At 51.5% G+C, this 22169-nt stretch carries 23 protein-coding genes; 9 read left to right on the forward strand and 14 right to left on the reverse strand.

The features are described from left to right. Positions 1-64: 64 nt before the first annotated feature. The 3 genes from accC to accB form a co-directional block, all read right to left on the reverse strand. Positions 65-1426 carry an acetyl-CoA carboxylase biotin carboxylase subunit gene (gene accC, locus O3660_RS03005; protein ID WP_049350802.1) on the reverse strand — a complete coding sequence of 454 codons (1362 nt, stop codon included), beginning with the start codon at positions 1424-1426 and terminating at the stop codon, positions 65-67. Positions 1427-1455: 29 nt separating this feature from the next. Continuing rightward, positions 1456-1647 carry a YqaE/Pmp3 family membrane protein gene (locus O3660_RS03010; RefSeq protein WP_049350801.1) on the reverse strand — a complete coding sequence of 64 codons (192 nt, stop codon included), beginning with the start codon at positions 1645-1647 and terminating at the stop codon, positions 1456-1458. 71 nt (positions 1648-1718) lie between these two features. After that, the gene (gene accB / locus O3660_RS03015) at positions 1719-2177 is read right to left on the reverse strand and encodes an acetyl-CoA carboxylase biotin carboxyl carrier protein (RefSeq protein ID WP_049350800.1); all 459 of its coding nucleotides are present in this window, start codon (positions 2175-2177) and stop codon (positions 1719-1721) included. A gap of 356 nt (positions 2178-2533) precedes the next feature. Between accB and queA the strand changes: the two genes are divergently transcribed. Then, on the forward strand, positions 2534-3562 hold the full coding sequence (gene queA / locus O3660_RS03020) for a tRNA preQ1(34) S-adenosylmethionine ribosyltransferase-isomerase QueA (RefSeq protein ID WP_049350799.1): 1029 nt from the start codon (positions 2534-2536) through the stop codon (positions 3560-3562). A 197-nt stretch (positions 3563-3759) separates the two neighbouring features. On the opposite strand, the gene gyrB is transcribed toward queA, so the two are convergent. The 4 genes from gyrB to O3660_RS03040 form a co-directional block, all read right to left on the reverse strand. Further along, positions 3760-6150 carry a DNA topoisomerase (ATP-hydrolyzing) subunit B gene (gene gyrB / locus O3660_RS03025; RefSeq protein WP_049350798.1) on the reverse strand — a complete coding sequence of 797 codons (2391 nt, stop codon included), beginning with the start codon at positions 6148-6150 and terminating at the stop codon, positions 3760-3762. 194 nt (positions 6151-6344) lie between these two features. Beyond that, positions 6345-7232, reverse strand: a complete 888-nt coding sequence (gene prmA / locus O3660_RS03030; RefSeq protein ID WP_049350797.1) for a 50S ribosomal protein L11 methyltransferase — start codon at positions 7230-7232, stop codon at positions 6345-6347. An 89-nt stretch (positions 7233-7321) separates the two neighbouring features. Continuing rightward, positions 7322-8131: a 4-hydroxy-tetrahydrodipicolinate reductase gene (gene dapB / locus O3660_RS03035; protein WP_049350796.1), complete on the reverse strand. Its 810-nt coding sequence runs from the start codon at positions 8129-8131 to the stop codon at positions 7322-7324. 9 nt (positions 8132-8140) lie between these two features. Next, positions 8141-8536, reverse strand: a complete 396-nt coding sequence (locus O3660_RS03040; RefSeq protein WP_049350824.1) for an outer membrane protein assembly factor BamE — start codon at positions 8534-8536, stop codon at positions 8141-8143. A gap of 151 nt (positions 8537-8687) precedes the next feature. Between O3660_RS03040 and fur the strand changes: the two genes are divergently transcribed. The 3 genes from fur (at position 8688) to dapD (ending at position 11091) form a co-directional block, all read left to right on the forward strand. Beyond that, the gene (gene fur, locus O3660_RS03045) at positions 8688-9185 is read left to right on the forward strand and encodes a ferric iron uptake transcriptional regulator (RefSeq protein ID WP_003682812.1); all 498 of its coding nucleotides are present in this window, start codon (positions 8688-8690) and stop codon (positions 9183-9185) included. Between the two features lie 77 nt (positions 9186-9262). Continuing rightward, positions 9263-9988, forward strand: a complete 726-nt coding sequence (aat, locus tag O3660_RS03050; RefSeq protein ID WP_049350823.1) for a leucyl/phenylalanyl-tRNA--protein transferase — start codon at positions 9263-9265, stop codon at positions 9986-9988. 281 nt (positions 9989-10269) lie between these two features. Then, positions 10270-11091 carry a 2,3,4,5-tetrahydropyridine-2,6-dicarboxylate N-succinyltransferase gene (gene dapD / locus O3660_RS03055; RefSeq protein ID WP_003684212.1) on the forward strand — a complete coding sequence of 274 codons (822 nt, stop codon included), beginning with the start codon at positions 10270-10272 and terminating at the stop codon, positions 11089-11091. A 119-nt stretch (positions 11092-11210) separates the two neighbouring features. On the opposite strand, the gene O3660_RS03060 is transcribed toward dapD, so the two are convergent. The 5 genes from O3660_RS03060 to O3660_RS03080 all read right to left on the reverse strand — a co-directional run bounded on the left by O3660_RS03060 (position 11211) and on the right by O3660_RS03080 (position 17045). After that, complete coding sequence (locus O3660_RS03060; RefSeq protein WP_318250418.1) at positions 11211-11762, reverse strand: glycosyltransferase; 552 nt, start codon at positions 11760-11762, stop codon at positions 11211-11213. Further along, entirely contained in the window at positions 11737-12066 is a 330-nt protein-coding gene (locus O3660_RS03065) for a glycosyltransferase (RefSeq protein WP_308111643.1), read from the reverse strand. Before O3660_RS03065 ends, O3660_RS03060 begins: the two co-directional genes overlap by 26 nt. A gap of 37 nt (positions 12067-12103) precedes the next feature. Next, the gene (gene rmuC, locus O3660_RS03070; RefSeq protein WP_049350795.1) at positions 12104-13906 is read right to left on the reverse strand and encodes a DNA recombination protein RmuC; all 1803 of its coding nucleotides are present in this window, start codon (positions 13904-13906) and stop codon (positions 12104-12106) included. 1026 nt (positions 13907-14932) lie between these two features. Further along, positions 14933-16297: a tRNA uridine-5-carboxymethylaminomethyl(34) synthesis GTPase MnmE gene (mnmE, locus tag O3660_RS03075; RefSeq protein ID WP_049350794.1), complete on the reverse strand. Its 1365-nt coding sequence runs from the start codon at positions 16295-16297 to the stop codon at positions 14933-14935. A 91-nt stretch (positions 16298-16388) separates the two neighbouring features. Then, positions 16389-17045, reverse strand: coding sequence for an NAD(P)H-binding protein (locus O3660_RS03080; RefSeq protein ID WP_049350793.1), 657 nt, complete (start codon positions 17043-17045; stop codon positions 16389-16391). Positions 17046-17229: 184 nt separating this feature from the next. Here O3660_RS03080 and O3660_RS03085 point away from each other — a divergent pair, with 184 nt between their 5' ends. From O3660_RS03085 to ubiG, 4 genes are all read left to right on the forward strand, one after another. Then, complete coding sequence (locus O3660_RS03085) at positions 17230-18120, forward strand: LysR family transcriptional regulator (protein ID WP_049350792.1); 891 nt, start codon at positions 17230-17232, stop codon at positions 18118-18120. After that, positions 18117-18389 carry a GIY-YIG nuclease family protein gene (locus O3660_RS03090; RefSeq protein WP_049350791.1) on the forward strand — a complete coding sequence of 91 codons (273 nt, stop codon included), beginning with the start codon at positions 18117-18119 and terminating at the stop codon, positions 18387-18389. Before O3660_RS03085 ends, O3660_RS03090 begins: the two co-directional genes overlap by 4 nt. 470 nt (positions 18390-18859) lie before the next feature. Then, positions 18860-19393 (forward strand): cytochrome c5 family protein, encoded by a 534-nt coding sequence (locus O3660_RS03095; RefSeq protein ID WP_371464544.1) that lies wholly within the window; start codon positions 18860-18862, stop codon positions 19391-19393. Positions 19394-19555: 162 nt separating this feature from the next. Next, positions 19556-20269 carry a bifunctional 2-polyprenyl-6-hydroxyphenol methylase/3-demethylubiquinol 3-O-methyltransferase UbiG gene (ubiG, locus tag O3660_RS03100; RefSeq protein WP_371464545.1) on the forward strand — a complete coding sequence of 238 codons (714 nt, stop codon included), beginning with the start codon at positions 19556-19558 and terminating at the stop codon, positions 20267-20269. Between the two features lie 157 nt (positions 20270-20426). Here ubiG and O3660_RS03105 read toward each other — a convergent pair whose 3' ends face one another. After that, complete coding sequence (locus O3660_RS03105; protein WP_049350788.1) at positions 20427-20897, reverse strand: CYTH domain-containing protein; 471 nt, start codon at positions 20895-20897, stop codon at positions 20427-20429. A gap of 38 nt (positions 20898-20935) precedes the next feature. Further along, positions 20936-21355, reverse strand: coding sequence for a CopD family protein (locus O3660_RS03110; protein ID WP_003681587.1), 420 nt, complete (start codon positions 21353-21355; stop codon positions 20936-20938). 236 nt (positions 21356-21591) lie between these two features. Here O3660_RS03110 and O3660_RS03115 point away from each other — a divergent pair, with 236 nt between their 5' ends. Next, positions 21592-21855: a hypothetical protein gene (locus O3660_RS03115; protein ID WP_049350787.1), complete on the forward strand. Its 264-nt coding sequence runs from the start codon at positions 21592-21594 to the stop codon at positions 21853-21855. Positions 21856-22169: the final 314 nt, after the last annotated feature.

The following is a 22169-nucleotide window of genomic DNA, read 5'->3' on the forward strand; positions in this document are numbered from 1 at the left end:
AAAAAGGCCGTCTGAAACTTTATTTTGTGTTTCAGACGGCCTTATTTTTAGTCAAAACAAGGGATTATTTATCCAGTTTGGCTTTGCGTTCTTCCAACCAATGTTCCAAGTAGTGGATGCTGACGCCACCTTTTTGGAAGCCTGGGTCATTGAACAAATCGCGGTGCAGCGGTGTATTGGTTTTGATGCCGGTAATCGCCAGCTCGGCAAGGGCTACGCGCATTTTCGCCATGGCTTGGCCGCGGTCTTTACCGATAACGCAGATTTTGCCGATCAGGCTGTCGTAGTAAGGAGGGATGCGGTAGCCTTGGTAGATGTGGCTGTCGACGCGGATGCCGAAGCCGCCGGGCAGGTGGCAGCTTTCAATCAGACCCGGGCTTGGAATGAAGTTGTATGGGTCTTCGGCGTTGATACGGCACTCAAACGCGTGACCTTCGACTTGAATGTCTTCCTGTTTGTATTGCAAAGGCAGGCCGGATGCGATGCGTAATTGCTCTTGGACGATGTCCACGCCGGTGATGAGCTCGGTAACCGGATGCTCAACCTGAACGCGTGTGTTCATCTCGATAAAGAAGAATTCGCCGTCTTCGTACAGGAATTCAAACGTACCTGCGCCGCGATAGCCGATGCGTTTGCAAGCGTCGGCACAGGCTTTGCCGATTTTGGCGCGTTCTTCTTCAGTGATGAACGGAGCAGGTGCTTCTTCGATAACTTTTTGGTGGCGGCGCTGCATGGAGCAGTCGCGCTCGGCGAGGTAGATGGCGTTGCCGTATTCGTCGGCAATCACTTGGATTTCGACGTGGCGCGGACGTTGCAGGTAGCGCTCCATGTAAACCATCGGGTTGCCGAATGCCGCGCCTGCTTCGGCTTTGGTCATTTCGACAGACTGGAGGAGGTCTTCTTTTTTCTCGACGACGCGCATACCGCGACCGCCACCGCCGCCGGAGGCTTTGATAATGACGGGATAACCGACTTTATCGGCGATTTTGAGGATTTCTTCGCCATCGTCTGGCAATGCGCCTTCAGAACCGGGAACGCAAGGCACGCCGGCTTCGATCATGGCATGTTTGGCGGATACTTTGTCACCCATCAGACGGATGGTATCGGCTTTCGGACCGATGAAGACAAAGCCGGATTGTTCGACTTGTTCGGCAAAATTGGCGTTTTCGGCGAGGAAGCCGTAGCCCGGGTGGATGCCGTCGGCTTCGGTTACTTCGGCGGCTGCGATGATGGCCGGGATGTTGAGGTAGCTTTGTGCGGATGCGGCAGGGCCGATGCACACGGATTCGTCGGCGAGTTTGACGTGCAGGCTGTCTTTGTCGGCTTCGGAATGGACGGCGACGGTGGCGATGCCCATTTCACGGCAGGCTCGCAGGACGCGCAGGGCGATTTCGCCCCGGTTGGCGATCAATACTTTTTTCAGCATGATAATCTTTCCGGATGGTTCAGACGGCCTCAGCGGCCGCCTAATGCGTTGCGGATTTTTTGGTCGGTTTTGTATTGGCTCAAGGCGTAAACCGACCACATGGCTGCCGGTATCCAGCCGATCAGCGTACATTGCAGAATCAGACAGATGATGCCTGCAATCGGACGGCCGATGGTGAAAAACTGCAACCAAGGCAAGAAAATAGCCAAAATCAGACGCATGGTTTGTCCTTAATGAACAGAAAAAGGAATTTCAGACGGCCTTAAAGATAAAGGCCGTCTGAAAAAGCGGATTATTCAATGATAAAGAGCGGCTCGCCGTATTCGACCGGAGTACCGTTTTCAACCAGAATTTCTTTAACGACACCGGATTTCTCGGCTTCGATTTCGTTCATCAGCTTCATGGCTTCGATGATGCACAAAGTATCGCCGGCTTTTACTTGTTTACCTACTTCAACGAAAGCAGCGGCGTTCGGGCCGGGAGCGCGGTAGAACGTACCGACCATAGGCGATTTTTGCGCGTTGGACAAATCGCGAGCGGCAGGGGCGGCTGCTGGAGCGGCTGCGGCCGGAGCAGCGGCAGGGGCGGCAACCGGAGCGGCTGCGGCAGGTGCCGGAGCAGCATAAATAGGAGCTGCGGCGGCAGTGGTACGCGTAATGCGGACTTTTTCTTCGCCTTCGGTAACTTCAATTTCTGCAATGCCTGATTCTTCGACCAAATCAATCAGTTTTTTCAATTTACGCAAATCCATTGCTTTTCCTTTTTAGCGCGGCATAAAGTGCATATTGGGTATGCGCCGCTGTGGTTTTAGATGATTTCCTGAGACGTCGGAAGGCGGGTTTGCCATCCGGCGTTTAAATAATGTCGGAACAGGACGGAGCCTGAGAAATGAATCTGGTTATTTTCCCGAACTTGCCGGTAAATGTCCAGTAAAAGATAGAAAAAAGGCGTTTTTCGGCGAAAAAAAGGATGGAACGCTGATTTTTATTAAAAAGCGATTTTCCCAAGAGCGTTTATTCTAATTTATTGGTTTTGCGACAAAACATGCCGTCTGAAAACCAACTTTGCGCGTATAATGGCGCCTGTTTTTTTAAAGTATGCACGACAATGGATATTTCCGATTTTGATTTTGAATTGCCCGAAAAACTGATTGCCCAGCATCCTCCCGAAGTGCGCGGCAGCAGCAGGCTTCTGGTTGCTTTGCCGACATTGCCGATTGAAGACAAACATTTCGGCGATTTACCCGATTATGTCGCACCGGGCGATGTGCTGGTGTTTAACAATACCAAAGTGATGAAGGCGCGCCTGTTCGGCCAAAAAGCCAGCGGCGGCAAAATCGAAGCCCTGATTGAACGGGTTTTAGACGCGCATACCGCATTGGCGCATATCCGCTCGTCCAAATCGCCAAAGCCGGGTACAGAATTGATTTTTGAAGGCGATATCCGTGCCGTCATGATGGAGCGTGCGGAAGAATTGTTTTGCCTGAAATTTGAAGGCGGGCAAACCGTTTATGAACTTTTGGAGCAAAACGGCCATCTGCCCTTGCCGCCTTATATCGAACGCGCTGCCGATGACGAAGACGACAGCCGCTATCAGACCGTGTACGCCAAATATCAAGGCGCAGTGGCCGCGCCGACGGCGGGTTTGCACTTTACCGATGAGTTGTTGGGCCGTCTGAAAGCCAAAGGCGTAGAAACCGTAGAAGTGACCCTGCACGTCGGTGCCGGCACATTCCAACCCGTGCGCGTCGATAAAATTGAAGAACACAAAATGCACAGCGAGTGGTTTGACGTACCGGCCGAGACCGTTGCCGCCGTTGAAGCCGCCAAAGCACGCGGCAATAAAGTGTGGGCAGTGGGCACAACCTCCATGCGCGCCTTAGAATCCGCCGCACGTGAAACAGGCCGTCTGAAAGCCGGACGCGGCGATACCGATATTTTCATTACGCCGGGCTACCGCTTCAATGTTGCCGACCGATTGATTACCAATTTTCACCTGCCCAAATCAACCTTGTTGATGCTCGTCAGCGCGTTTTCGGGCATGGAGCATATCCGAAGCGTTTACCGCCATGCAGTGGAACAGGAATACCGCTTTTTTAGCTATGGCGATGCGATGATTTTGGGGAAAGCGGAATAAATCGGAAGCAGATTGGAGCGTTTTAAACTGGTTATTTGGGTTGTCCCGAATCCAAATCAGTTGGAACGCTCTAAAATACTCGAATAAAATAAATGATTAAAGCAAACGTGCGAAGTGGTTGGAATTTGAGTTATAAGAAATAAAACAAAAAAGGCCGTCTGAAAATGGTTTTCAGACGGCCTTTTATATCCCCATGCTTAGGCGTCGATGTTTTGTGCCAGCAGGGCGTTGTTTTCGATGAAGGCACGGCGCGGTTCGACTTCGTCGCCCATGAGGGTGACGAAAACTTCGTCGGCAGCGATGGCATCTTCGATGCGGACTTTCAGGAGACGGCGGACGGTAGGATCCATCGTGGTTTCCCAAAGTTGTTCCGGGTTCATCTCGCCCAAGCCTTTGTATCGTTGGATGGACATGCCTTTTTGGGCAACGCTCATCAAGATGTCCAAAGCGCCTTCAAAGCTGTCGATGTCGTATTCGTTGTCGCCTTTGTAGAGCTTCGCCCCTTTGCCGACCATGCCTTTGAGTGCGGCGGCGGTTTGGGTAAGGGTTTGGTAGGCTTTGCTGTTGAGGAACTTAGGCTCGAGGTAGCTCACCATCACATTGCCGTGCAGCTTGCGAGTGATTTTGATGAACTGGTGTCCTTCGTGGCCCTCGATACGTTCGAGCGCGACTTCTTTTTCGTCCAAGAGGTCGCTCAATTCGGCAACGGCGCGGTCTGCGCTTTCTGCCGTGCTGAGGTCGACCGGCGAAGCGTGCAGCATGGCATGCAGGACGAGTTCGTCAATGATGCGGCTTTCTTGCTCGATGACGGTTTTGGCCAACAGGAATTGTTTGGCGGTATTGGCAAGCTCTTCTCCTTCGATGGTGCGGCCGTCTGAAACGATTTTGGCTTTTTCCAAGGCCAAACCGAGCAGCCATTGGTCTTTTTCCAGTTCGTCTTTGAGATAGCGCTCTTGTTTGCCGTATTTGGCTTTGTACAAAGGCGGCTGGGCGATGTAGATGTAGCCGCGCTCGACCAGCTCGGGCATTTGGCGGTAGAAGAAGGTCAGGAGCAGGGTGCGGATGTGCGCGCCGTCCACGTCGGCATCGGTCATGATGATGATGCGGTGGTAGCGCAGTTTTTCGGCATTGAATTCTTCTTTGCCGATGCCTGCGCCCAAAGCGGTAATCAGCGTGGCGACTTCTTGGCTGGCCAGCATTTTTTCAAAACGTGCTTTTTCGACGTTCAAAATTTTACCTTTGAGCGGCAAAATCGCTTGGAATTTGCGGTCGCGGCCCTGCATGGCGGAGCCGCCTGCGGAGTCGCCCTCGACGAGGTAGAGTTCGGACAGGGCAGGGTCTTTTTCTTGGCAGTCGGCAAGTTTGCCCGGCAGGCCCAAACCGTCCATCACGCCTTTGCGGCGGGTAATTTCACGTGCTTTGCGGGCGGCTTCGCGCGCGCGCGCGGCATCGACGATTTTGCTGGTGATGATTTTGGCTTCGGTCGGGTTTTCTTCAAGGAAGTCGGTCAAGGCTTGGTTGATGACTTCGTTGACGACGGGGCCGATTTCGCTGGAAACCAATTTGTCTTTGGTTTGCGATGAGAATTTCGGGTCGGGCAGTTTGACGGACAAAACGCAGGTCAGGCCTTCACGCATATCGTCGCCGGCGGTTTCCACCTTGGCTTTTTTAGCCACTTCGTTGGCTTCGATATAGTTGTTGATGGTGCGGGTCATCACTTGGCGCAGCGCGGTCAAGTGCGTACCGCCGTCGCGTTGCGGAATGTTGTTGGTGAAACATTGCACGCTTTCTTGGTAGCTGTCGTTCCATTGCATCGCGCATTCCACGCTCATGCCGTCTTTTTCGCCGAACGCGTAGAAGATTTTTTCGTGCAACGGCGTTTTTTTGCGGTTCATGTATTGCACGAAGCCGGCCACGCCGCCGGAGAGGGCGAAGCTTTCGTGTTTACCGTCGCGTTCGTCGGTCAGCTCGATGTCCACGCCGTTATTTAGGAAGGAAAGCTCGCGGATGCGTTTGGCAAGAATGTCGAAGCTGTATTCGACGTTGCCGAAGGTTTCCACGCTGGCGAGGAAGCGCACGGTCGTGCCTTTTTTGTCGGAATCGCCGACAACCCTTAACGGCTCTTCGGTTTCGCCGCGCACGAAGCGGACGAAGTGTTCTTTGCCGTCGCGGTAGATGGTCAGCGTTACCCAGTCGGACAGCGCGTTGACGACGGATACGCCCACGCCGTGCAGACCGCCGGAGATTTTGTAGCTGTTGTTGTCGAATTTGCCGCCTGCGTGCAAGACGGTCATGATGACTTCGGCGGCGGAGCGGCCTTCTTTCGGGTGGATGCCGGTCGGCATGCCGCGGCCGTTGTCGGCCACGCTGACGGAATTGTCGGCATGGATGGTTACGGTGATTTTGTCGCAATGTCCCGCCAGTGCTTCGTCGATGGCGTTGTCCAATACTTCGAACACCATGTGGTGCAGGCCGCTGCCGTCCTGCGTGTCGCCGATATACATACCGGGGCGTTTGCGTACCGCTTCCAAGCCTTCCAGCACTTGTATGCTGTCGGCGCCGTATTCTTCGTGTTTTTGGTCAGTCATGGTCTTTTCTTGCTGAATTTCAAGGAATTTTTCCGTGCGCGCAATGAAATGTTAAACGGGCGCGGCGGATGTGTTCCAAAAGGTCAAAATAATAGGCAATTATACCTGATTTTGCTGGAATATTCAGCGTTTTAAGTGCAAAAAGGCCGTCTGAAAGATGAAATTTCAGACGGTCTTTGTATCGGAAAACAGGTTTAGCGTTTGACGCCGCTCAATCGCGCCCAGCCTTCTTCGATTTCGGCAGGCTCGATGTCGAACCATTGGCTGTAAATACCGCTGAGTTCTTCGACTTGTTCGTCCAAAAGGCCGGACAAAACAATGCGGCCGCCTTGTTTGGTACGCGCGGCAAGCATTTCGCCGAGCATACGCAACGGGTTGGCCAGAATGTTGGCGACAACGACATCAAATTGACCTTGCGGCAGGCCGTCCGGCAGGTAGAACTGCGCATCGACGTTGTTTTGCGCGGCATTGTCTTTGCTGGCGCGGATGGCTTGTTCGTCAATATCTACACCGATGGCGGAGCCTGCGCCGAGTTTGAGGGCGGCAATGGCCAAAATGCCTGAGCCGCAGCCGTAGTCCAATACGCTTTCGCCGCCTTTGAGCTGCGTGTCGAGCCATTTGAGGCAGAGGCGTGTGGTCGGATGGCTGCCGGTGCCGAAGGCAAGACCCGGGTCGAGTTGCAGGTTGACGGCGTTGCCGTTGGGCGCTTCGTGCCAAGACGGGATAATCCACAGGCGGTCGGAAATTTGAATCGGGTCGAATTGCGCTTGGGTCAGGCGTACCCAGTCTTGATCTTCAAGGATTTCGCCGGTGTATTTCAAATCGTTCAAACCGCATTCCTGCGCGGCGGCTTCGATAATGGAAGCGGCGTCGTCGCTTTCGCCGAAAAGGGCAATAACTTTGCTTTGTTGCCAGATTTGTTCGGTCGGCATGCCCGGCTCGCCGAAAATGGCCTGCTCGTTTTCTGTACCGGCGTAGGCATCTTCAATGGCGGCAGACAATGCGCCGTGTTCCATCAGCGCGTCGGCAAGGCGTTCGGCGACGGCATCGTTGACGTTGATGGTAATTTGTTGATAGGACATGGTGGGGCTTTCTTTTTAATAAGGCCGTCTGAAAATCGACGTTGTGCTTTCAGACGGCCTTGTAAGGTATGAAACCTGATGATGCGGGTTTATCGGTTTTTCAAACCCAGTACGTCTTGCATATCGTACAGGCCTTTTTTGCCGTTTGCCCAAACTGCGGCGCGTACGGCACCGGCGGCAAAGGTCATGCGGCTGCTGGCTTTGTGGGTGATTTCCACGCGCTCGCCGTCAGTGGCGAAGAGGGCGGTGTGGTCGCCGACGATGTCGCCTGCGCGGACGGTGGCAAAACCGATGGTGGACGGATCGCGTGGGCCGGTGTGGCCTTCGCGGCCATAAACGGCGCATTCTTTGAGGTCGCGGCCGAGGGCGTCGGCAATGACTTCACCCATGCGTAACGCGGTGCCGCTTGGGGCATCGACTTTGTGGCGGTGGTGGCCTTCGATGATTTCGATGTCGTAGCCTTCGTTTAACACGCGGGCAACGGTGTCGAGGATATGGAAGGTTAGGTTGACGCCGACGCTGAAGTTGGCTGCGAAGACGACGCCTATTTTTTCGCCTGCGGCTTGGATGGCGGCTTTGCCTGCGTCGTCAAAACCGGTCGTGCCGATGATGATGTTGACGCCTTTTTCCACGCATTTTTGCAGGTGTTTCAGTGTTGGCTCGGGACGGGTAAAGTCGATGAGGACATCGCTTTGAGCCAGTACGGCATCCACGTTGTCTGAAATGGCAACGCCGGTTTTGAGGCCGGAGGCGAAGCCTGCATCCAAACCCAATACTTCCGAACCGGAATGCTCGAGTGCGCCGGAGAGAACGGTATCGGGATGGTTGTTGACCGCTTCAACCAATACGCGACCCATGCGGCCGTTGACGCCGGCAATGGCGATTTTCAATGCGCTCATGGGGCTTCCTTATTTCGGCTTGGTTTCGGTGGTCGGAACGACGTTTTGTCCGGCTTGAACGGCTTCGATGGATTTTTGAATGGCATCGCCTTCGGCGCGTGCGAGGACGTCGTTTTCAAAGTACAGGGTCAGGTTGCTTTGTTCTTTGATGATGCCGTTGCGGCTGGTGTTGAAAGTGTAATCCCAGCGGTCGGCGTGGAAGGCGTCGCGCAGGAGCGGCGTACCGAGCAGCAGTTGGACTTGGTCGCGGGTCATACCTTGGCGCAGGGAAACCACGGCGCGGGGATTGAGCTCGTTACCTTGAATGATTTTGAGTTTGTAGGATGGAAAGTTGGATACGCGCTCGGCACTGCATGAGGCCAGACCTAAGATAGCGGCGATGGCAAGGCATAAGGCTTTATTCACGGGCTTACCTTTCTGTGTCATTTCGGGAAAGATGTTTATCATCGCTTGAATATTTTTAAAAAGCAAACGATAATCATCTTCTTAATTTTTCTTTTCGCCGATTTTCAATTGCAAGACCGGCGGCAGATTGCCCCCCTTTAACGGCCCAATAGTGGGCAAACGGGCGGAAAGTGCGTATTATAACGGTTATTACCTTACAGGGATATTGAATATTATGGAAAAATTCAGCAACATTGCGCAATTGAAAGACAGCGGTTTGAAAGTTACGGGTCCACGTTTGAAAATTTTGGACTTGTTCGAGACCCATGCCGAGGAGCATTTGAGTGCGGAAGATGTGTACCGTATCCTGTTGGAAGAGGGTGTGGAAATCGGCGTGGCGACGATTTACCGTGTGCTGACCCAGTTTGAACAGGCCGGCATTTTGCAACGTCACCATTTTGAAACTGGCAAAGCGGTTTACGAATTGGACAAAGGCGATCACCACGACCACATCGTCTGCGTGAAATGCGGCGAAGTAACCGAATTCCACAATCCGGAAATCGAAGCGCTGCAAGATAAAATCGCCGAAGAAAACGGCTACCGCATCGTCGATCACGCGCTGTATATGTACGGCGTATGCGGCGAATGCCAAACCAAAACCAAACGTTAAGCAGTTTGTATGTTGATTTTTCAGACGGCCTTGGGCATTTTCAGCTTGAGGCCGTCTGAAACTTTATGGGCTTTGCGATGAAGATTCCTTTTCTTGCGCCACGGGATTATCGTTTCCCCGATCCGTCTTACGCTTTGGCAGAGTGTGACGGCTTGGTCGGCGTCAGCGGCGATTTGGATACGGGGCGGCTGTTGTCGGCGTATGGGCAGGGGATTTTTCCGTGGTTTAGCCGCGACGGTTGGTTTTTCTGGTATGCGGTTGCGCCGCGTGCCGTGATTGTGCCGGAAAACCTGCATATCGGTCGCTCTTTGACAAAAACCTTGCGCCACAAGCCGTATCGGGTAACGGTCAACCGCTGTTTTGAAAAAGTGATTGCCCATTGCGCCAATGTACCGCGTCCGGAACAGGATGGAACGTGGATAGAACCAGCGTTTCAGACGGCCTATTTAAAGCTGCACCATCAGGGGCATGCGCATTCGTTTGAATGCTGGCTACCTGATGAACAAGGCGAAATGCAGTTGGCAGGCGGATTTTACGGCGTGCAAATCGGCTGCGTGTTTTATGGCGAGTCGATGTTTGCCTTGCGTCCCGATGCGTCAAAGATTGCGTTCGCCTGCGCCGTCCCGTTTCTGGCGGATTTGGGCGTTGCACTGATAGACTGTCAGCAGGATACCGAACATATGCGCCGTTTCGGTTCGCAGTTAATGGATTTTGCCGACTTTCAGACGGCCTTGCAGGATTTGAACGCGAAACCGTTAAAGCGGAATATCGAATGCCGCGTGGTGGCTGAAAATCTGCTGTAAAAGATTGGCGGCAAAGATTGATTTATCGGCACGGCGTGTCGGCAGAATGGGTAGTCTGCATATTGAGGCTGGGAAACCGGTTGGAAAATAAATGCCATTCCATTCACTTGAACAGGCCGTCTGAAAATCTTGGCTTAACCGAAATCCGGCTGTGTAACGCTTGGTGCTAATTGTTAATAGCTGACGAAATTGCTTTTACATGGCAAAATAACAAGTTAAATATTTGTAATAGGGCGGCCTGAATAGGTTTCAGACGGCCCTGATCTCTTGAAGGAATCAACATGTCTTTGCAAAACATCATTGAAACGGCTTTTGAAAACCGTGCCGAAATCAATCCGAATACCGTTACCCCCGAAGTGCGTGAAGCGGTTTTGGAAACCATCCGCCAACTCGACTCCGGCAAACTGCGCGTTGCCGAGCGTTTGGGTGTGGGCGAATGGAAAGTCAACGAATGGGCGAAAAAAGCCGTATTGCTGTCTTTCCGCATTCAGGACAATGAAATCCTCAACGACGGTGTGAACAAATACTTCGACAAAGTGCCGACTAAATTTGCCGATTGGTCTGAAGACGAGTTCCGCAGCGCAGGTTTCCGCGCAGTTCCGGGTGCCGTTGCCCGCCGTGGCAGCTTTGTGGCGAAAAATGTCGTGTTGATGCCTTCTTATGTCAATATCGGCGCATACGTTGACGAAGGTGCGATGGTCGATACTTGGGCGACTGTCGGCTCTTGCGCGCAAATCGGTAAAAACGTGCATTTGAGCGGCGGCGTCGGCATCGGCGGCGTACTCGAGCCTCTGCAAGCCAGCCCGACCATTATTGAAGACAACTGCTTTATCGGTGCGCGTTCTGAAATCGTCGAAGGCGTAATTGTCGAAGAAGGCAGCGTGATTTCTATGGGCGTGTTCATCGGTCAATCCACTAAAATCTTTGACCGTACTACCGGCGAAATCTATCAAGGCCGCGTACCGGCTGGTTCGGTTGTTGTATCCGGCAGCATGCCTTCCAAAGACGGCAGCCACAGCCTCTACTGCGCGGTTATCGTCAAACGCGTGGACGCGCAAACCCGTGCGAAAACCAGCGTGAATGAATTGTTGCGCGGTATCTAATCGGATAACGATAACGCTGATTGAAGGTGGTATGCTCACTCTATGGTTAGTTTTGAACAAAAAAACAGGCAGAATGTTCTGCCTGTTTTTTTATGGCTTAAAGGCCGTCTGAAACGATTTCAGACGGCCTTTTGTTTTTGATGATGGGTTGTTTTAAGGTCAATTGAGGCAAGGGAAGGGTATTCCCTGTCTGGGACTACGCTTCCGGCCAGTCGGCAATAGATTTCTTCAAAAGGAATCTTGCCGTAATCGCACAACCACGGTTTGGCGCGTGTGGTGTAGTGGATAATGGGCGGGACGGTGTCGGGTTTGGGAAATACTTCGCTGAGGTTTCGTTTTTGGAAGTATTCGACTGCGCCGGTTTGGAAGTTCCAAGATTCTTCTAATTGCAGCCAGTTTTTTTGAAATACGGTGTTTAGAAAGCATTGGTCGCCATAGGGTACGGCTTCGTTGAGGCTGGCGGCGGTTTTCAGCAGTTGCGCCGCGATATTGTGTTCCCGCCATTGCACCAAGTCGGCCAGCAACATGCCTGAATTGAAATAGGGTGTGGTGTGCAGGTCGATAGGGTGTTTCCACTCGATGTGCGCCAAAACGGAATCTTGTACCGCCGCAACGGGATAACCGCGCATATCGAGGTTGAACAAATCATGCAGGGATTGGGTCACCACCATATCGCTGTCGAGATACGGGCGCGGTCGACAGGCAGTGCTGCATCACCAGGCGGAAAAATGCAGCATCCGAAATATGGGACAAGCGGCGATATTGGCTGAAGTCCATCTCGATTTTGACATCATTCAGACGGCTGCCGCTGGCTGCGAGCTTTTGGTTGGTATAGTCGATCCATTCCCGCCTGAAGGTATTGTGCATGAGGTAGAAATCGACATTTGTGTTGTGAGTACAGATGGATTTCATCAGTGTATGAACCTGCTCGGCATAGCCGGTATCGGCGGCAAGGACGATGGTGATGTTGCTCATTGTTAAATTCCTTTTATTTGCAATGTATTAAATTTTGTCAGTCATTTTCTTGGTCTTGTGCGGTCGGTAAGGCGGCATGATCTTCGTTTTCCGACATGGCTTTTTCTAATAAATCGCGTTGCAGCTGTTTGCCGGCTTTGATGCCCAATTTGCGCAGTTTTTCGGTGCTGCTGATGAGGTTGCCCCTGCCGGAAACCAAGCGGCCATAGGCCGTCTGAAACTGGGATTGAGCCTGAACAAGCGCTTTATTGATGCCGTCCATGCTTTCGACAAAGCCGACAAATTTGTCATAGAGTTTGCTGCCTGCCTCGGCAATCGCCAGCGCGTTTTGGTTTTGCTGCTCGTTGCGCCAGATATTGGCAACGGTGCGCAGGGTGGCGAGCAGGGTGCTGGGGCCGGTCAGCATGATGCGTTTGTCGAAACACTCTTGGAAGAGGTTTGGATCGTGTTGCAGGGCGAGGAGGTAGGCCGGTTCGACAGGGACGAACATAAAGACGAAGTCCAACGTTTTGACGCCCTCAAGGTCGGTGTAATCTTTCGTGGCCAAGCTTTTAATGTGGGCGCGGATACTGGCGACGTGGTTGGCAAGCTCGCGTTCTGCTTCTGCGCCGGTGCTTTGCGTATAGCGGACGTAGGCGGTCAGCGATACTTTGGAGTCGATGACGATTTGTTTGTTGTCGGGCAGATTGATGAGGACGTCGGGCTGGAGGCGGCGTTGGGTGCCGTCTGCTTCGTGGCGGACGCTGGAAGCTTGAACGATGTATTCGCGGCCTTTTTGCAGGCCGGAGTTTTCCAATACGCTTTCCAAAATCATCTCGCCCCAGTTGCCTTGGGTTTTGTTTTGCGTGCCGGTCAGCGCGGTGGTCAGCGCTTTGGCATCGTGGTGGAGTTGGGTGTTGAGGGTTTGCAGGCGTTTGAGCTCGTTTTCGATGGTCAGGCGTTCTTTGGCTTCTTTTTCGTAAGTCTGCTGAACCAGCTCGCTGAAGCCGTGTATGCGTTCGTTGAGCGGATTGAGCAGTTGCTGAAGATGGTCGTGGTTTTGCTCGGTAAAGCGGCGGCTTTTTTCTTCCAGAATAGTGTTGGCGAGGTTTTGGAACTGGTCGCTCAGGTTTTTACGCGCATCTGCCAGCAGGGCCAGTTTTTCTTCGGCAGCCTGACGGTCTTTTTCCGATTGGGTGTTGAGGCGCTCGTTTTGGACTTGAAGTGCGTGGTTTTGCTCCAAAAGGGCGGCGTATTCTTGTTTCAGACGGCCTTTTTCGGCTTCCTGTTGCTGTAAAAGGCTGTTTTTGTCGTCGATATTGGCTTTTTCTTGCGTTAGTTGTGTGGAGAGGCGTTCGTTTTGGACTTGCAGCGCATGGTTTTGCTCCAACAGCGTGTCGTAGTCTTGTTTCAGACGGCCTTTTTCCGTTTCTTGTTGTTGCAAAAGCGTATTTTTATCCGCACTCAATGCCTGTTCTTGAACCAGTTGCGTGTTTAGGCGCTCATTGTTGATTTGCAGGTTTTGCGCGCTTTGCTGCCATTTTGCACATTCGTGTTTTAAAGCTTCGGCTTCGGCCTCGCAATCTTGCAGATAGGCAATCTGTTTTTCGGCTGCGGCAAAGCGGTTTCCCGTCTCCTGCAATTCGTCTTGCAATTCCTGCACGGTATGGCGGCTTTGCGCCAAATCTGCCGCAGTTTGAGCCTGCACCTGTTCGGCAAACTCATGCAGGCGGCGGCTCTCGGCCAATTCTTGCAAAACAATAAAGTGTCGGCTTTGGGCTTGGTAGCGTGTTATCAGCCAAGCAAACAGCGTGCCGATAAAAAATGCGGCCGCGCCGGTCAGGATTAGGGTGTTGTTCATACTGGAAATAGTCAATACGCAGAATGTTTCACTATATCATATATTTGCAGCGCATTTTATGGTCGGATAGGCGCTAGAAACGTGTGTTTTCTTTAAAAGAAGCTATTAAAGGTATTGATTTTGACTAAGTGAAGATTTGGACTGTAAAAAAGATGAATTTGTAACATTTTGAATTTAAAATAATATTTAATTTAGAGTGCAATTTTGCAACAAAAAAGGAGGGATTTTATGGACGCAGCAAGATACGTTTGTAGTGTGTATGTAATTAAGACATCGGTGTCATTGAAAAAGACATCGGTGTCATTTTCAAAACAAAATATAAATTAACCAAAATCTTTATTATATATGTTTTTAGTATTTTATCTTTACGAAAAAGTTGTATTAATTAACGATTAACACGGTATGATTCGTCCTGTCGGCAGCGCAGATGCCGGCGAAAAAATGTGTATGTTGTTAAATAACATTTTGTATCTATGAAAAAGGACTACTTAAAATGGGACATTTAATAACGCTTGCCGCCACTTCTTTAATCGGCATGTCGGGGATACCGGCCTCCGCCCTCGGCGTCGCCTACAATATTGAAACGGTAGTACACAAATAATTCAATTATAAACGAATTGATTACAATACTTCAGAAAACGCAACTTAGGCCGTTTTTCGGCCGACAGACAAGAAAGTGAGACAAACAATGAAAACTTTAATCAAATTGGCAGCTGCCTCTTTAATCGGTATGTCCGGCCTGACCGTCGGCGCAACCAATATCGCCCACAATATGGCTGATGCCGACAAATAAAAAATACACAACACACCCTTAAATACACAGAAAAGAGTTAAAATGAAAACATTAATCAAATTGGCTGCGGCTTCTTTGATCGGCATGTCCGGTTTGACAGTTGGCGCAACCAAAATCGCAAAAAATATGGCAGAAGCTGCCAATAAATAAACGCAAGTGAAATTAGCTTGTTTTGGTGATAAAAAAGGCCGTCTGAACATTCAGACGGCCTTTGTATTTGATGGCAAACCGTTTTATTTGCCGATGCAGAAGCGCGAGAAAATCACGCCTAGCAAATCGTCGGCGGTAAATTCGCCGGTGATGGCGTTGCAGGCGTTTTGGGCGAGGCGCAGGTGTTCGGCAAGGAGTTCGGGTTGATCGTCGAGGTAGGGAACCGCGTATTCGAGTTCCATTTCGGCAATTTTCAGGGCGTTGAGGTGGCGGCTGCGGGCGAGGAACAGGCTTTCGCTTTCGCCCTGCCAGCCGACTTCCTGCAACAGCGCGTGTTTGAGCAAGTCGAGACCCGCGCCGGTTTTGGCGGACAGGCTGATGACGGTGTCCGCGCCGGTTTGTGCGAGGCCGTCTGAACGGATGGCGACGGGTTCGCCGGTCAGGTCGGCTTTGTTGTGGATTTCGATTTTTTTCAAACCTGCGGGCAGGCTGTTCAAAATGGCTTGAGTTTTGGCGTTCAAGCCTTCGCGCGGGTCAATCAGAATCAGGGCGACATCGGCTTCGGAGACGGCTTTGCGGCTGCGCTCGATGCCGATTTGTTCGACCACGTCGTCGGTTTCGCGCAGGCCGGCGGTGTCGATGATGTGGACGGGCACGCCGTCGAGGGTGATTTGTTCGCGCACGGTGTCGCGGGTAGTGCCGGCGATGTCGGTTACGATGGCGATGTCGTCGCCTGCCAAGGCGTTGAGCAGGCTGGATTTGCCGACGTTGGGCGCGCCGACAAGGACGACGTTCATGCCTTCGCGCAAAATCGCGCCTTGTTCCGCGCTGGCGAGGACGGTTTTCAGACGACCTTGCAGGGCTTGGAGCTTGCCGCGTGCGTCGGCGGCTTCGAGAAAGTTGATGTCTTCTTCGGGGAAGTCCAACGTGGCTTCGACCAGCATCCTCAGGGTAATAAGGTCGTCCACCAGCTCGTGTATATGTTGGGAAAACGCGCCTTTGAGCGAACGCAACGCCATGCGTGCGGCGGACTTGCTGGAGGCGTCGATGAGGTCGGCGACGCTTTCGGCTTGGGCAAGGTCAAGTTTGTTGTTGAGGAAGGCGCGTTTGGTAAATTCGCCCGGCTCCGCCATGCGCGCGCCCAGTTCGAGGCAGCGCGAAAGCAGCATGTCCATTACCACAGGGCCGCCGTGTCCCTGCAATTCAATCACGTCTTCGCCGGTAAAGCTGGCAGGGGCGGCGAAGTAGAGCAGGATACCGTTGTCTATCGGCTGCCCGTCGCCGCCGAGAAAGTCGGTGTAAAGCGCAGTGCGCGGTTTGGGCATTTTGCCGCCGCTGAGGGTTTGTGCCAAAGGCAGCAGGTTTTTGCCGGAAAGACGGATAACGCCGACGCCGCCGCGTCCGGGTGCGGTGGCGATGGCGGCGATGGTGGGTTGGGTTGCGGACATGAGAACTCGCGTATAGGTAAATTTAATGTGCGTATTATAGCAAAAGGCCGTCTGAAACTTTGGGTTTCAGACGGCCTTTAAATTAATACGATTAAACAGCGGCGACGGTAAAGCGTTCAAACAAATGCGCTTTGTTTTCCACATCGTCGGCGATGGCGACTGCCAAATCGGCCACGCTGATGCCTGCCGGAATTTCACCGTCCATCAGCAAATCGTCTTTGCCCAAGCGGTATTTGCCGGTTTTGTCTTCGCTGAAACCGCCGGTAACACCCAGTCGTGCAGGAGGGGAAACGAAAGACCAGTTCACGTCACGGCGCGGCAGGAGTTCTGCCAAGAGATGGCGTGCGGCATTGGCGCCGTCGAAAATTTCTTTCGGGAAGTCAGGCGTATCGACCACTTGCAAATCAGGCGCGGCATACAGGCTGCCTGCGCCGCCGACGATTAAGAGATACGGCACTTGCGCCGCTTTTGCCGCTTCGACGATACTGCTTGCGCCGCGTGTAAAATCCGCGCCAATATTGGGATTGGTCCAGCCGGGATTGAACGCGCTGACCACGGCGTCAAAGCCTGCCAGCTTGTCGGCGAAGTCCGCCGCATTGACATCTGCGGGTACGACGGCAACATTTTGCGCTTGGAACACTTTGTCTGTGTTGCGGGCGAAAGCGGTCACTTCATGACCGCGGCCTGCCAATTCTTGAACGACTGCGTTGCCGACATAACCTGTTGAACCGATGACTGCGATTTTCATGTTTGACTCCTTGTTGGGATGTGATTGATTAGATGAACGCATTGTAAGGTCGTCTGAAACGCTTGATAATCCCTGATTTGCTGTTATGATTATGAAGTTAAACTAAACAATCAAAATAGAAGGCCGTCTGAAAGCGTTTGGACTTCGTTAAAACCAAACTTTCAGATGGCCTCATCATAGAAGAATGCAAGACATCAAACCCCTGCTCGTTTTCGCCGCCGTCCTCGAACACGGCAGTATGAACGCCGCCGCTGCCGCGCTGGGCATGACACCGTCGGCGGTCAGCCAGCACATCAACCGCCTCGAAACCCTGCACGGCATCAAGCTGTTAAACCGCAGTACGCGCAGCCTTGCGCCTACCGATGGCGGCAGAGCCTTGGGCGAATACTGCCGCCGTCTCGCTACCACGCTCGCAGATACGCGTACCGTTATCGACAATCTGAAAACCGAACCCGTCGGCGAATTGCGTATTTCCCTGACTTCCACCGTCATCGAATCTCGCGCTTTTCAGACGGCCTTTTCGCGATTACAAACCGAGTTCCCAAAAATCTGCCCTGTCCTCAATTTCAGCGATACCTTGGACGACCTGCAACACAGCCAAACCGACATCGCCATACGCGGCGGCGACCGCGCTTTGGACGATCCCAATCTGGTCGCGCGTCATCTCGTTACTTGGCCGTACACTATTTGCGCCGCGCCCGATTATCTCGACCGCCATCCGCCCATTACCCATCCCTCGCAGCTTCATACCCACCGCTGGCTGCACTTCCTGCCTGTCCGCACGACCTTGCAACACGGCGGCGAAAGCTATTTTCTCGACGTCGCCGACAGCATTGCCTGCACGCATCTTGCTGCCGTCCGCAGCCTGACCGAATGCGGCTTCGGTTTGTCTTTGCAAGTGGGCGGCGAAGTGAGGGAGAAAATCGCCCAAGGCCGTCTGAAAGTGGTTTTGCCGGAATGGACATTGCCGCCGATCAGCCTTTATTTGGTGACGCCTTATCGTGTGCAGTCTGCCAAAACCGAGGCTGCCGTGCGCATTTTTACCGAGAGTTTTGCCAAGGAAGGGGATTTATGAACGCGGAAAATTGGAGCGTTTACCTGATTTTGTGCGAAAACGGCGCGTTTTATTGCGGCATCAGCAACCGTCCGCAAGAGCGATTTGCGGCGCATTTGTCAGGAAAAGGCGCGAAATACACGCGTTTAAACAAGCCTGTCGAGATGCGCATCGTTTCAGACGGCCTCTCCAAAAGTGAAGCACTGAAACGGGAAGTCGGCATTAAGAAATTGACGGCAGAGCAGAAGCGGGGATTATGGGCTGAAGCTGAAACATTGGCAAAAGACTAATGGCGGCAATGGATTAAATTGTAGTCGGGATATGAATAACCACATAAATAGGTAAGCCTGCTGGTGTCTTTTGGCATGGCCAAGCAGCAAATGTTTATTAACATGATTCAAAAAGGCCGTCTGAAATCTGATTGGGGTTCAGACGGCCTTTTTAGGATAAGAAGCGTTTTAATGCTTATGGTATTATCTGGAAAGTTTGTAAAAAGTTGAATTTAAAAAGAAACATTAAAAGCCAAGAGTATAACTGATTGAACAATAAAATGAAAATTATCACGCCAAATGACAAATGGGCGTAGATTTCTATCTGAGTAGAGGTGTGGTGTCAATATGTTTTTCCTGTTTTTGTGACAAAATCTGATTTATGCCAATATTTATTATAGTCTAAGTCGAATGGATTAGTTTCTATGCTAGAATTTTTAAGCTGTTTATATAAAACAGTGATTTAAACTAAAACTAAGGAAAGACAGAACATGAACAAATTACTGATTGCCGTAATGATGATGGCTGGTTTGACAGCTTGTTCCCAAGAGGCTAAACAGGAGACTCAAGAGGCTGCTCAAGCCGTTGCATCTGAAGTGAAAAACGAAGCCGCTTCTGCTGCCGATGCGACTGCATCTGCCGCTCAAGAGGCCGCCGATAAGGTTGAAGCTGCCGCCAGCAAAGCAGAGGAAGCCGCGAAACCTGAAGAAGCTGCCAAGCCTGAAGAGAAAACCGAAGCGCCTGCCGCTGACGCCAAACCTGCAGAATCCGCCAAAGTAGATGGCAAAGCTGTTTACGAAGTGAACTGTAAAACATGTCACGGCGGCTTGATTCCCGGCGCTCCTGCCGTAGGTAAAAAAGAAGACTGGGCGCCTCGCATCAAACAAGGCCAAGACACTCTGCACAAACACGCAATCGAAGGCTTCCAAGCCATGCCAGCCAAAGGTGGCAACGGCAGCCTGAGCGACGATGAAGTGAAAGCCGCAGTTGATTACATGGCCAACGAATCCGGCGCTAAATTCTAAATCGTACCGATTGAAACGCACCTTGCCACAAGGTGCGTTTTTTATGGGCAGGCGGATGAAAGTTGAAATAGGGCCGATAAACAGGCAAAGGCCGTCTGAAACATTTTATTTTGAAGCGCAATCGGCTAAAATCAGGCGAATTATTTTATGCAGGAGCAAACCATGAGCAATCAACACGACAACGTAGATGCCGGCGAAATCGCCAAGTTCAGTCAAATCGCCGACAAATGGTGGGATAAAAACGGCGAATTCAAGCCCCTGCATGACATCAACCCCTTGCGCCTCGACTATATCGACGGCTATGCCGGATTGGCAGGCAAACGCGTGTTGGATGTAGGCTGCGGTGGCGGGATTTTGTCGGAAAGCATGGCCAAACGCGGCGCAGAACACGTGACCGGCATCGATATGGCGGAAAAATCCCTGCAAACCGCCGCTGCCCATGCGGCCAGCCAACATGTTGCCAATATTGATTACCGCTGCATCCGCGTCGAAGACCTCGCCGCCGAAGAGCCGCACAGCTTTGACGTGGTAACGTGTATGGAAATGATGGAACACGTTCCCGATCCGTCCGCCATCGTTCAAGCCTGCGCGAAACTGATCAAACCCGACGGCATGGTGTTTTTTTCCACCATCAACCGCAATCCCAAATCTTATCTGCATCTGATTGTCGGCGCGGAATATCTGTTGAAATTTGTCCCCAAAGGCACGCACGACTGGAAAAAATTCATCACGCCGGCAGAGCTTGCGCGCATGTGCCGCCAAGCCGGATTGGATACCGTCGGCAGCAAGGGCATGACCTATAATTTGTTGAGCGGCCGTTATTCTCTGTGCGACTCGACCGAAGTCAACTATATGGTGGCCTGCCGTCCGGCGTAAGGTTACACGGATAAAGCACACGGGCTTGCTCGATATTTGAAACGGTATGTCGAAAGCAGCTCGATACAAATATCGGTAAGGTAAATCAGGCCGTCTGAAAAGAAAAAAGGCATGTGCGATACATGCCTTTTTTGTACGTGCAGAGAAGTTGTCGCCCTTATTCCGTCCAAGACGAATACGGATGTTTGCTCAGATACGCATTGGTGAATTTACCGTCTGCCGTGATTTCCTTGCCCAGCCAAGACGGTTTGGGAAACTCGGTATCTTCAGACGGCAATTCGATTTCCGCCACAATCAATGGCGCATTGTCGCCGAAATATTCGTCGATTTCATACACAAAGCCCTCAAATTCGACCCGATAGCGGTATTTTTCCATTTTAAACGGGCACATGTCCGCCATCATCGCTTGCGCGTGAGCCAGCGGGATTTCGTATTCAAACTCGCTGCGCGCCATGTCGGAAATATAGCCTTTCAGGGTCAGCCATGCTTGCGAACCGATAATCCGTACGCGGATGGTGCGCTCCTTTTCCACGCTCAAATAGCCCTGTTGCAACACCAGCGGCTCGCTTGCCGCTTCGCGCCAACTGTCATCCGCCAGCAAAAAGCGGCGTTCGATTTCGACCGTCATGAATTCTTTCCTTATTTACCAAACAGGCCGTCTGAAGATTAAAACGGCTTGAAAACCACCATATAAAGCGCGGCTACCATCATCAATACGGGGAGTTCGTTGAATACCCGATACCAGCGGTGCGAATACACATTGCTGCCGTTTTGAAAACGGCGCAGCAGCAGGCCGCAATAAAGCTGGTAAGCCAAGAGCAGCAGGCCGCACAATAATTTAACCGCCAGCCAGCCGTTGCCCCACCAATTGTTTACAAACCCGATGGCCGCGCCGAATATCAGCGTTCCCCAGCCCAAAGGCGACATAAAGCGGTACAGCCGCCGCGACATATCCGTCAGCCGTACATATTCCACGCTGCCAGGCTCTAATTGCGCCAGATTCACATAAATCCGCGGCAGATAAAACAGTCCGGCAAACCAAGAAATTACAAAAAATACATGCAGCAGCTTAAACCACAAATACATTTCAGACGGCCTCAAAACCTAAAACCATTATTTTATCCGCAATACGGCCCGAGCCAAAACAAAATAGTCAAAACAATCCGATTTAGTGCGCCGCAACAATGTGTTGCAGGCATGATTTTACCCAAAAACCAAATTGTAAATTTCGCAATAATATGCAAATTAAGATATGCACAATGCAAAAAACTTGCTAAAATCCTATGCTATTTAATTATAAAAATTCATTATGGACGGAAAACATGAAACAATTTGAAATCAGCAACAGCGTCAGGAAAGAGCTTAGCAACTACCTGAATACGCACAATCTAAACCTCAAAGCCGCCATGGACAACGAAACAACCAATGGCGAAGTCGCCGCCATCGTTCATGCAGGATTGCCGGCGATGATTCGGAAAATCTATTCTTTGGAAAAAATGAAAACCTTTTTCTGGACGAAAAAAGATTTGATGATGGAATTTATCAATATGCGCTTGGATGCCGGCGATAAAAAGGGCAAAAACTAAATTTAGCGTTGAGCAGGGGGAGATAGGGGTTTGAAATGCGGACTTCTGTTTTCTCGAAAATTTTATTAGGGATAGGGCTTACTTATTGTTCCTAATCAGTTTTGACAACCGAAAGGCCGTCTGAAATTCAAATAATAGGGTATGGGAACATGCCCTGTTTTTATGGGCGGCTTGTCTGCATTGGAATAATATTGAGCTTGGCAACTGTTGCGACGTTCCGCACTGGGTGGTTTTATCGGCTGAATGGTTTTATATTTGTTTTGCTGAACATATTGAATGGATTATAAAAAGGCCGTCTGAAACATTTCAGACGG

Origin of the sequence: Neisseria sp. 27098_8_139 (genome assembly GCF_041433195.1) — a bacterium.
GTDB lineage: Bacteria > Pseudomonadota > Gammaproteobacteria > Burkholderiales > Neisseriaceae > Neisseria > Neisseria subflava.